General features: G+C 55.8%; 10 protein-coding genes and 1 pseudogene. All 11 read left to right on the top strand.

Translation table 11 applies throughout. From position 1 onward, the window contains the following. Positions 1-325, top strand: a pseudogene (locus tag HEN33_RS23365) (hypothetical protein); the annotation flags it as partial. 173 nt (positions 326-498) lie between these two features. Beyond that, entirely contained in the window at positions 499-1005 is a 507-nt protein-coding gene (locus HEN33_RS23360) for a terminase small subunit (protein ID WP_021559710.1), read from the top strand. Beyond that, positions 977-2902 carry a phage terminase large subunit family protein gene (locus tag HEN33_RS23355; protein ID WP_149476838.1) on the top strand — a complete coding sequence of 642 codons (1926 nt, stop codon included), beginning with the start codon at positions 977-979 and terminating at the stop codon, positions 2900-2902. The genes HEN33_RS23360 and HEN33_RS23355 overlap by 29 nt, the downstream gene beginning before the upstream one ends. Then, positions 2899-3105, top strand: a complete 207-nt coding sequence (locus tag HEN33_RS23350; protein ID WP_000198149.1) for a phage head-tail joining protein — start codon at positions 2899-2901, stop codon at positions 3103-3105. Before HEN33_RS23355 ends, HEN33_RS23350 begins: the two co-directional genes overlap by 4 nt. Continuing rightward, positions 3102-4703, top strand: a complete 1602-nt coding sequence (locus HEN33_RS23345; RefSeq protein WP_032316762.1) for a phage portal protein — start codon at positions 3102-3104, stop codon at positions 4701-4703. Before HEN33_RS23350 ends, HEN33_RS23345 begins: the two co-directional genes overlap by 4 nt. Further along, positions 4684-6003, top strand: a complete 1320-nt coding sequence (locus HEN33_RS23340) for a S49 family peptidase (RefSeq protein ID WP_024225565.1) — start codon at positions 4684-4686, stop codon at positions 6001-6003. Before HEN33_RS23345 ends, HEN33_RS23340 begins: the two co-directional genes overlap by 20 nt. Positions 6004-6012: 9 nt before the next feature. Further along, complete coding sequence (locus HEN33_RS23335) at positions 6013-6345, top strand: head decoration protein (RefSeq protein ID WP_001338090.1); 333 nt, start codon at positions 6013-6015, stop codon at positions 6343-6345. Between the two features lie 55 nt (positions 6346-6400). Beyond that, the gene (locus HEN33_RS23330) at positions 6401-7426 is read left to right on the top strand and encodes a major capsid protein (RefSeq protein WP_000063263.1); all 1026 of its coding nucleotides are present in this window, start codon (positions 6401-6403) and stop codon (positions 7424-7426) included. Positions 7427-7467: 41 nt separating this feature from the next. After that, positions 7468-7863: a DNA-packaging protein FI gene (locus HEN33_RS23325; RefSeq protein WP_000158893.1), complete on the top strand. Its 396-nt coding sequence runs from the start codon at positions 7468-7470 to the stop codon at positions 7861-7863. Between the two features lie 11 nt (positions 7864-7874). Further along, entirely contained in the window at positions 7875-8228 is a 354-nt protein-coding gene (locus HEN33_RS23320) for a head-tail joining protein (protein WP_000752994.1), read from the top strand. Positions 8229-8239: 11 nt separating this feature from the next. Next, positions 8240-8699, top strand: a 460-nt coding sequence (locus HEN33_RS23315; protein WP_183083473.1) for a phage tail protein, incomplete at its 3' end; no start/stop codon positions are given.

Raw genomic sequence — 8699 nt, 5'->3', positions numbered from 1 at the left:
TCGCCGTATTCCCGCATTAACCATGACCGTAGCCCGACGGGGAATTCCTTCTGCGCGAGTGTGCGGGAATAATCAAAACGATGCACACCGGGTTTTTACCGCGCTAATGATTCGCGGGTTTGTCCCTCATGCTCGCCAGTCTTGTGCGAGGGTGGAAGAAACAGGGCATGTATTCAGGAGCGTGCGACCGTGGTCGCACGACGCTGGTCTGTCAGACATTGAATTCATTGCGAATAAACCAGAACGCTTGCGGGTCCTTTCCGGCGATCCGGCAGGCTACGGGGCGGCGACCTCGCGGGTTTTCGCTATTTATGAGTTTTTTTGAGGTGGTGGTTGTTGTTTTATCGTTTGATATATCTACTTGATAAGTAATAAGAAAGAAAAACAAATACAACAACCTGATGAGCTTTCTTATACGAAAAAGCATGTAAAATCAGAGGGTTTTACAAAAAACGGGGTTGTTGTATTGCTTTTTTGCCGGTGGTTTATGGAGGAGCTGTGGCCTTTTTATTGAATAAAAGCGACATGGCCTCCTCCATCGGTATCTCAGTACAGGCATTTGATAAATGGGGTGTCCCTCCTGTTGAGCGCCGGGGGAGAGAGGTTTTCTATGACGTTAAAACTGTACTGGAGATAGATCGCGAGCGACGTCAGCAAAACCAGAAATCTTCAGATGGTGAAAATAACCTTGAGGAAAGGCTACTTCAGGCCAGGGTTAATCTGACGGAAGAACAGGCTATTGCTCAGCGGTTAAAAAACCAGGTTGCAGAGCATAAAGTGATTGATACCGCTTTCTCTGTTTTTGCACTGTCCCGGTTATCCGGAGAACTGGCATCTGTTCTGGACAGTATTCCGCTTTCGATGCAAAGAAAATTCCCTGAGTTGACAGGCAGACAATTGGCTTATCTGAAAGAGCTTGTTGCGAAGGGAGCTAATAAATGCGTTGAATCTGCTGAAAAAATGAAGGAATTTGCGGATGAGTATTACAGAAATACAGATGAATAATTTCGTATTGGCAGTGAAGGCGGGTCTCTCAGTCCTGAAAAGACCGTTGCCAATGACCCCCGTTGAATGGGCGGATGCTAATTACTATCTCCCGAAAGAATCCGCATACCAGGAAGGGCGCTGGGAAACACTGCCCTTTCAGCGGGCCATCATGAATGCGATGGGCAGCGACTACATCCGTGAGGTGAATGTGGTGAAGTCTGCCCGTGTCGGTTATTCCAAAATGCTGCTGGGTGTTTATGCCTACTTTATAGAGCATAAGCAGCGCAACACACTTATCTGGTTGCCGACGGATGGTGATGCCGAGAACTTTATGAAAACCCACGTTGAGCCGACCATCCGCGATATTCCGTCGCTGCTGGCGCTGGCTCCGTGGTATGGCAAAAAGCACCGGGATAACACGCTCACTATGAAGCGTTTTTCCAATGGTCGTGGCTTCTGGTGCCTGGGCGGTAAAGCGGCAAAAAACTACCGTGAAAAGTCGGTGGATGTGGCGGGTTATGATGAACTTGCTGCCTTTGATGAGGATATTGAACAGGAAGGCTCTCCGACGTTCCTGGGTGACAAGCGTATTGAAGGCTCGGTCTGGCCAAAGTCCATCCGTGGCTCCACGCCCAAAGTGAGAGGCACCTGCCAGATTGAGCGTGCAGCCAGTGAATCCCCGCATTTTATGCGTTTTCATGTTGCCTGCCCGCACTGCGGGGAGGAGCAGTACCTTAAATTTGGCGACAAAGAGACGCCGTTTGGCCTCAAATGGACGCCGGATGATCCCTCCAGCGTGTTTTATCTCTGTGAGCATAATGCCTGCGTCATCCGTCAGCAGGAGCTGGACTTTACTGATGCCCGTTATATCTGCGAAAAGACCGGGATCTGGACCCGTGATGGCATTCTCTGGTTTTCGTCATCCGGTGAAGAGATTGAACCGCCTGACAGTGTGACCTTTCACATCTGGACGGCGTACAGCCCGTTCACCACCTGGGTGCAGATTGTCAAAGACTGGATGAAGACGAAAGGGGATACGGGAAAACGTAAAACCTTCGTGAACACCACGCTCGGTGAGACGTGGGAAGCGAAAATCGGCGAACGTCCGGATGCTGAAGTGATGGCAGAGCGGAAAGAGCATTATTCAGCGCCCGTTCCTGATCGTGTCGCTTACCTGACCGCCGGTATCGACTCCCAGCTGGACCGCTACGAAATGCGCGTATGGGGATGGGGGCCGGGTGAGGAAAGCTGGCTGATTGACCGGCAGATTATTATGGGCCGCCACGATGATGAACAGACGCTGCTGCGTGTGGATGAGGCCATCAATAAAACCTATACCCGCCGGAATGGTGCAGAAATGTCGGTATCCCGTATCTGCTGGGATATTGGCGGTATTGATCCGACAATTGTGTATGAACGCTCGAAAAAGCATGGGCTGTTCCGGGTGATCCCCATTAAAGGGGCATCCGTCTACGGAAAGCCGGTGGCCAGCATGCCACGTAAGCGAAACAAAAACGGGGTTTACCTTACCGAAATCGGTACGGATACCGCGAAAGAGCAGATTTATAACCGCTTCACACTGACGCCGGAAGGGGATGAACCGCTTCCCGGTGCCGTTCACTTCCCGAATAACCCGGATATTTTTGATCTGACCGAAGCGCAGCAGCTGACTGCTGAAGAGCAGGTCGAAAAATGGGTGGATGGCAGGAAAAAAATACTGTGGGACAGCAAAAAGCGACGCAATGAGGCGCTCGACTGCTTCGTTTATGCGCTGGCGGCGCTGCGCATCAGTATTTCCCGCTGGCAGCTGGATCTCAGTGCACTGCTGGTGAGCCTGCAGGAAGAGGATGGTGCAGCAACCAACAAGAAAACACTGGCAGATTACGCCCGTGCCTTATCCGGAGAGGATGAATGACGCGACAGGAAGAACTTGCCGCTGCCCGTGCGGCACTGCATGACCTGATGACAGGAAAACGGGTGGCAACGGTACAGAAAGACGGACGGAGAGTGGAGTTTACGGCCACTTCCGTGTCTGACCTGAAAAAATACATTGCGGAGCTGGAAGTGCAGACCGGCATGACACAGCGACGCAGGGGACCTGCAGGATTTTATGTATGAAAACGCCCACCATTCCCACCCTTCTGGGGCCGGACGGCATGACATCGCTGCGCGAATATGCCGGTTATCACGGCGGTGGCAGCGGATTTGGAGGGCAGTTGCGGGCGTGGAACCCACCGGGTGAAAGTGTGGATGCAGCCCTGTTGCCCAACTTTACCCGTGGCAATGCCCGCGCAGACGATCTGGTACGCAATAACGGCTATGCCGCCAACGCCATCCAGCTGCATCAGGATCATATCGTCGGATCTTTTTTCCGGCTCAGTCATCGCCCAAGCTGGCGCTATCTGGGCATCGGGGAGGAAGAAGCCCGTGCCTTTTCCCGCGAGGTTGAAGCGGCATGGAAAGAGTTTGCCGAGGATGACTGCTGCTGCATTGACGTTGAGCGAAAACGCACGTTTACCATGATGATTCGGGAAGGTGTGGCCATGCACGCCTTTAACGGTGAACTGTTCGTTCAGGCCACCTGGGATACCAGTCCCTCGCGACTGTTCCGGACACAGTTCCGGATGGTCAGCCCGAAGCGTATCAGCAACCCGAACAATACCGGCGACAGCCGGAACTGCCGTGCCGGTGTGCAGATTAATGACAGCGGTGCGGCGCTGGGATATTACGTCAGCGAGGACGGCTATCCTGGCTGGATGCCGCAGAAATGGACATGGATACCCCGTGAGTTACCCGGCGGGCGCGCCTCGTTCATTCACGTTTTTGAACCCGTGGAGGACGGGCAGACCCGCGGTGCAAATGTGTTTTACAGCGTGATGGAGCAGATGAAGATGCTCGACACGCTGCAGAACACGCAGCTGCAGAGCGCCATTGTGAAGGCGATGTATGCCGCCACCATTGAAAGTGAGCTGGATACGCAGTCAGCGATGGATTTTATTCTGGGCGCGAACAGTCAGGAGCAGCGGGACAGGCTGACCGGCTGGATTGGTGAAATTGCCGCGTATTACGCCGCAGCACCGGTCCGGCTGGGAGGCGCAAAAGTGCCTCACCTGATGCCGGGTGACTCACTGAACCTGCAGACGGCTCAGGACACGGATAACGGCTACTCCGTGTTTGAGCAGTCACTGCTGCGGTATATCGCTGCCGGGCTGGGTGTCTCGTATGAGCAGCTTTCCCGGAATTACGCCCAGATGAGCTACTCCACGGCACGGGCCAGCGCGAACGAGTCGTGGGCGCACTTTATGGGGCGGAGAAAATTCGTCGCATCCCGTCAGGCGAGTCAGATGTTTCTGTGCTGGCTGGAAGAGGCCATCGTTCGCCGCGTGGTGACGTTACCTTCAAAAGCGCGCTTCAGTTTTCAGGAAGCCCGAAGTGCCTGGGGGAACTGTGACTGGATAGGCTCCGGTCGTATGGCCATCGATGGTCTGAAAGAAGTACAGGAAGCGGTGATGCTGATAGAAGCCGGACTGAGCACCTACGAGAAAGAGTGCGCGAAACGCGGTGACGACTATCAGGAAATTTTTGCCCAGCAGGTCCGTGAAACGATGGAGCGCCGCGCGGCTGGTCTTAAACCGCCCGCCTGGGCGGCTGCGGCATTTGAATCCGGGCTGCGACAATCAACAGAGGAGGAGAAGAGTGACAGCAGAGCTGCGTAATCTCCCGCATATTGCCAGCATGGCCTTTAATGAGCCGCTGATGCTTGAACCCGCCTATGCGCGGGTTTTCTTTTGTGCGCTTGCAGGCCAGCTTGGGATCAGCCGCCTGACAGATGCGGTGTCCGGCGACAGCCTGACTGCCGGAGAGGCACCCGCGACGCTGGCGTTATCCGGTGATGATGGCGGGCCACGACAGGCCCGCAGTTATCAGGTCATGAACGGCATCGCCGTGCTGCCGGTGTCCGGCACGCTGGTCAGCCGGACGCGGGCGCTGCAGCCGTATTCGGGGATGACCGGTTACAACGGCATTATCGCCCGTCTGCAACAGGCTGCCAGCGATCCGATGGTGGACGGCATTCTGCTCGATATGGACACACCGGGCGGGATGGTGGCGGGAGCATTTGACTGTGCTGACATCATCGCCCGTGTGCGTGACATAAAGCCGGTATGGGCGCTGGCCAACGACATGAACTGCAGTGCAGGTCAGCTGCTTGCCAGCGCCGCCTCCCGGCGTCTGGTCACGCAGACCGCCCGGACAGGCTCCATCGGCGTCATGATGGCTCACAGTAATTACGGTGCTGCGCTGGAGAAACAGGGTGTGGAAATCACGCTGATTTACAGCGGCAGCCATAAGGTGGATGGCAACCCCTACAGCCATCTTCCGGATGACGTCCGGGAGACACTGCAGTCCCGGATGGATGCAACCCGCCGGATGTTTGCACAGAAGGTGTCGGCATATACCGGCCTGTCCGTGCAGGCTGTGCTGGATACCGAGGCTGCAGTGTACAGCGGTCAGGAGGCCATTGATGCCGGACTGGCTGATGAACTTGTTAACAGTACCGATGCGATCACCGTCATGCGTGATGCACTGGATACACGTAAATCCCGTCTCTCAGGAGGGCGAATGACCAAAGAGACTCAATCAACAACTGTTTCAGCCACTGCTTCGCAGGCTGACGTTACTGGCGTGGTGCAAGCGACGGAGGGCGAGAACGCCAGCGCGGCGCAGCCGGACGTGAACGCGCAGATCACCGCAGCGGTTGCGGCAGAAAACAGCCGCATTATGGGGATCCTCAACTGTGAGGAGGCTCACGGACGCGAAGAACAGGCACGCGTGCTGGCAGAAACCCCCGGAATGACCGTGGAAACGGCCCGCCGCATTCTGGCCGCAGCACCACAGAGTGCACAGGCGCGCAGTGACACTGCGCTGGATCGTCTGATGCAGGGGGCACCGGCACCGCTGGCTGCAGGTAACCCGGCATCTGATGCCGTTAACGATTTGCTGAACACACCAGTGTAAGGGATGTTTATGACGAGCAAAGAAACCTTTACCCATTACCAGCCGCTGGGCAACAGTGACCCGGCTCATACCGCAACCGCGCCCGGCGGATTGAGTGCGAAAGCGCCTGCAATGACCCCGCTGATGCTGGACACCTCCACCCGTAAGCTGGTTGCGTGGGATGGCACCACCGACGGTGCTGCCGTTGGCATTCTGGCGGTTGATGCTGACCAGACCAGCACCACGCTGACGTTCTACAAGTCCGGCACGTTCCGTTATGAGGATGTGCTCTGGCCGGAGGCTGCCAGCGATGAGACGAAAAAACGGACCGCGTTTGCCGGAACGGCAATCAGCATCGTTTAACCTTACCCTTCATCACTAAAGGCCGCCTGTGCGGCTTTTTTTACGGGATTTTTTTATGTCGATGTACACAACCGCCCAGCTGCTGGCGGCAAATGAGCAGAAATTTAAGTTTGATCCGCTGTTTCTGCGCCTCTTTTTCCGTGAGAGCTATCCCTTCACCACGGAGAAAGTCTATCTCTCACAAATTCCGGGACTGGTAAACATGGCGCTGTACGTTTCGCCGATTGTTTCCGGTGAGGTTATCCGCTCCCGTGGCGGCTCCACCTCTGAATTTACGCCGGGATATGTCAAGCCGAAGCATGAGGTGAATCCGCAGATGACCCTGCGTCGCCTGCCGGATGAAGATCCGCAGAACCTGGCTGACCCGGCTTACCGTCGCCGTCGCATCATCATGCAGAACATGCGTGACGAAGAGCTGGCCATTGCCCAGGTCGAAGAGATGCAGGCAGTTTCTGCCGTGCTTAAGGGCAAATACACCATGACCGGTGAAGCCTTCGATCCGGTTGAGGTGGATATGGGCCGCAGTGCGGCGAATAACATCACGCAGTCCGGCGGCACGGAGTGGAGCAAGCGTGACAAGTCCACGTATGACCCGACCGACGATATCGAAGCCTACGCGCTGAACGCCAGCGGTGTGGTGAATATCATCGTGTTCGATCCGAAAGGCTGGGCGCTGTTCCGTTCCTTCAAAGCCGTCAGGGAGAAGCTGGATACCCGTCGCGGCTCTCATTCCGAGCTGGAGACAGCGGTGAAAGACCTGGGTAAAGCGGTGTCCTATAAGGGGATGTATGGCGATGTGGCCATCGTCGTGTATTCCGGACAGTACGTGGAAAACGGTGTCAAAAAGAACTTCCTGCCGGACAACACGATGGTGCTTGGGAACACTCAGGCACGCGGTCTGCGTACCTATGGCTGTATTCAGGATGCGGATGCATTGAGTGAGGGTATTAATGCGTCTCCCCGTTATCCGAAAAACTGGAAGACATCCGGCGATCCGGCGCGTGAGTTCACCATGATTCAGTCAGCACCGCTGATGCTGCTGGCTGATCCTGATGAGTTCGTGTCCGTACAACTGGCGTAATCATGGCCCTTCGGGGCCATTGTTTCTCTGTGGAGGAGTCCATGACGAAAGATGAACTGATTGCCCGTCTCCGCTCGCTGGGTGAACAACTGAACCGTGATGTCAGCCTGACGGGGACGAAAGAAGAACTGGCGCTCCGTGTGGCAGAGCTGGAAGAGGAGCTTGATGACACGGATGACGCTGCCGGTCAGGACACATCTGTCAGCCCGGAAAATGCGCTGACCGGACATGAAAATGAGGTGGTATCAGCGCAGCCGGATACCGTGACTGATACGGCTGATCTGGTCACGGTTGTGGCACTGGTGACGCTGCATACTGATGCACTTCACGCCACGCGGGATGAACCTGTGGCATTTGTGCTGCCGGGAACGGCGTTCCGTGTCTCTGCCGGTGTGGCAGCTGAAATGACAGAGCGCGGCCTGGCCAGAATGCAATAACGGGAGGCGCTGTGGCTGATTTCGATAACCTGTTCGATGCTGCCATTGCCCGCGCCGATGAAACGATACGCGGGTACATGGGAACGTCAGCCACCATGACATCCGGTGAGCAGTCCGGCGCAGTAATACGTGGTGTTTTTGATGACCCTGAAAATATCAGCTATGCCGGACAGGGCGTGCGCGTTGAAGGCTCCAGCCCGTCCCTGTTTGTCCGGACTGATGATGTGCGGCAACTGCGGCGTGGAGACACGCTGACCATCGGTGAGGAAAACTTCTGGATAGACCGGATTTCGCCGGATGATGGCGGAAGCTGTCATCTCTGGCTTGGGCGGGGCGTACCGCCTGCCGTTAACCGTCGCCGCTGAAAGGGGGATGTATGGCCATAAAAGGTCTTGAGCAGGCCGTTGAAAACCTCAGCCGTATCAGCAGAACGGCGGTGCCCGGTGCCGCCGCAATGGCTATTAACCGCGTTGCTTCATCCGCGATATCGCAGTCGGCGTCACAGGTTGCCCGTGAGACAAAGGTACGCCGGAAACTGGTAAAGGAAAGGGCCAGGCTGAAAAGGGCTACGGTTAAAAATCCGCAGGCCAGAATCAAGGTTAACCGGGGGGATTTGCCCGTAATCAAGCTGGGTAATGCGCGGGTTGTCCTGTCCCGACGCAGGCGTCGTAAAAAGGGGCTGCGTTCATCCCTGAAAGGTGGCGGCAGCGTGCTTGTGGTGGGAAACCGTCGTATTCCCGGCGCGTTTATTCAGCAACTGAAAAATGGCCGGTGGCATGTTATGCAGCGTGTGGCCGGGAAAAACCGTTACCCCATTGATGTGGTGAAAATCCCGA

The organism is Escherichia sp. 94.0001 (assembly GCF_013369155.2).
Classification (GTDB): domain Bacteria; phylum Pseudomonadota; class Gammaproteobacteria; order Enterobacterales; family Enterobacteriaceae; genus Escherichia; species Escherichia coli_F.
This window is presented reverse-complemented; position numbering and strand designations above follow the sequence as displayed.

Coding starts and splice junctions, on each gene's coding strand:
- HEN33_RS23355 (WP_149476838.1), top strand. CDS start 977: ATGAGTATTACAGAAATACAGATGAATAATTTCGTATTGGCAGTGAAG.
- HEN33_RS23350 (WP_000198149.1), top strand. CDS start 2,899: ATGACGCGACAGGAAGAACTTGCCGCTGCCCGTGCGGCACTGCATGAC.
- HEN33_RS23345 (WP_032316762.1), top strand. CDS start 3,102: ATGAAAACGCCCACCATTCCCACCCTTCTGGGGCCGGACGGCATGACA.
- HEN33_RS23335 (WP_001338090.1), top strand. CDS start 6,013: ATGACGAGCAAAGAAACCTTTACCCATTACCAGCCGCTGGGCAACAGT.
- HEN33_RS23330 (WP_000063263.1), top strand. CDS start 6,401: ATGTCGATGTACACAACCGCCCAGCTGCTGGCGGCAAATGAGCAGAAA.
- HEN33_RS23325 (WP_000158893.1), top strand. CDS start 7,468: ATGACGAAAGATGAACTGATTGCCCGTCTCCGCTCGCTGGGTGAACAA.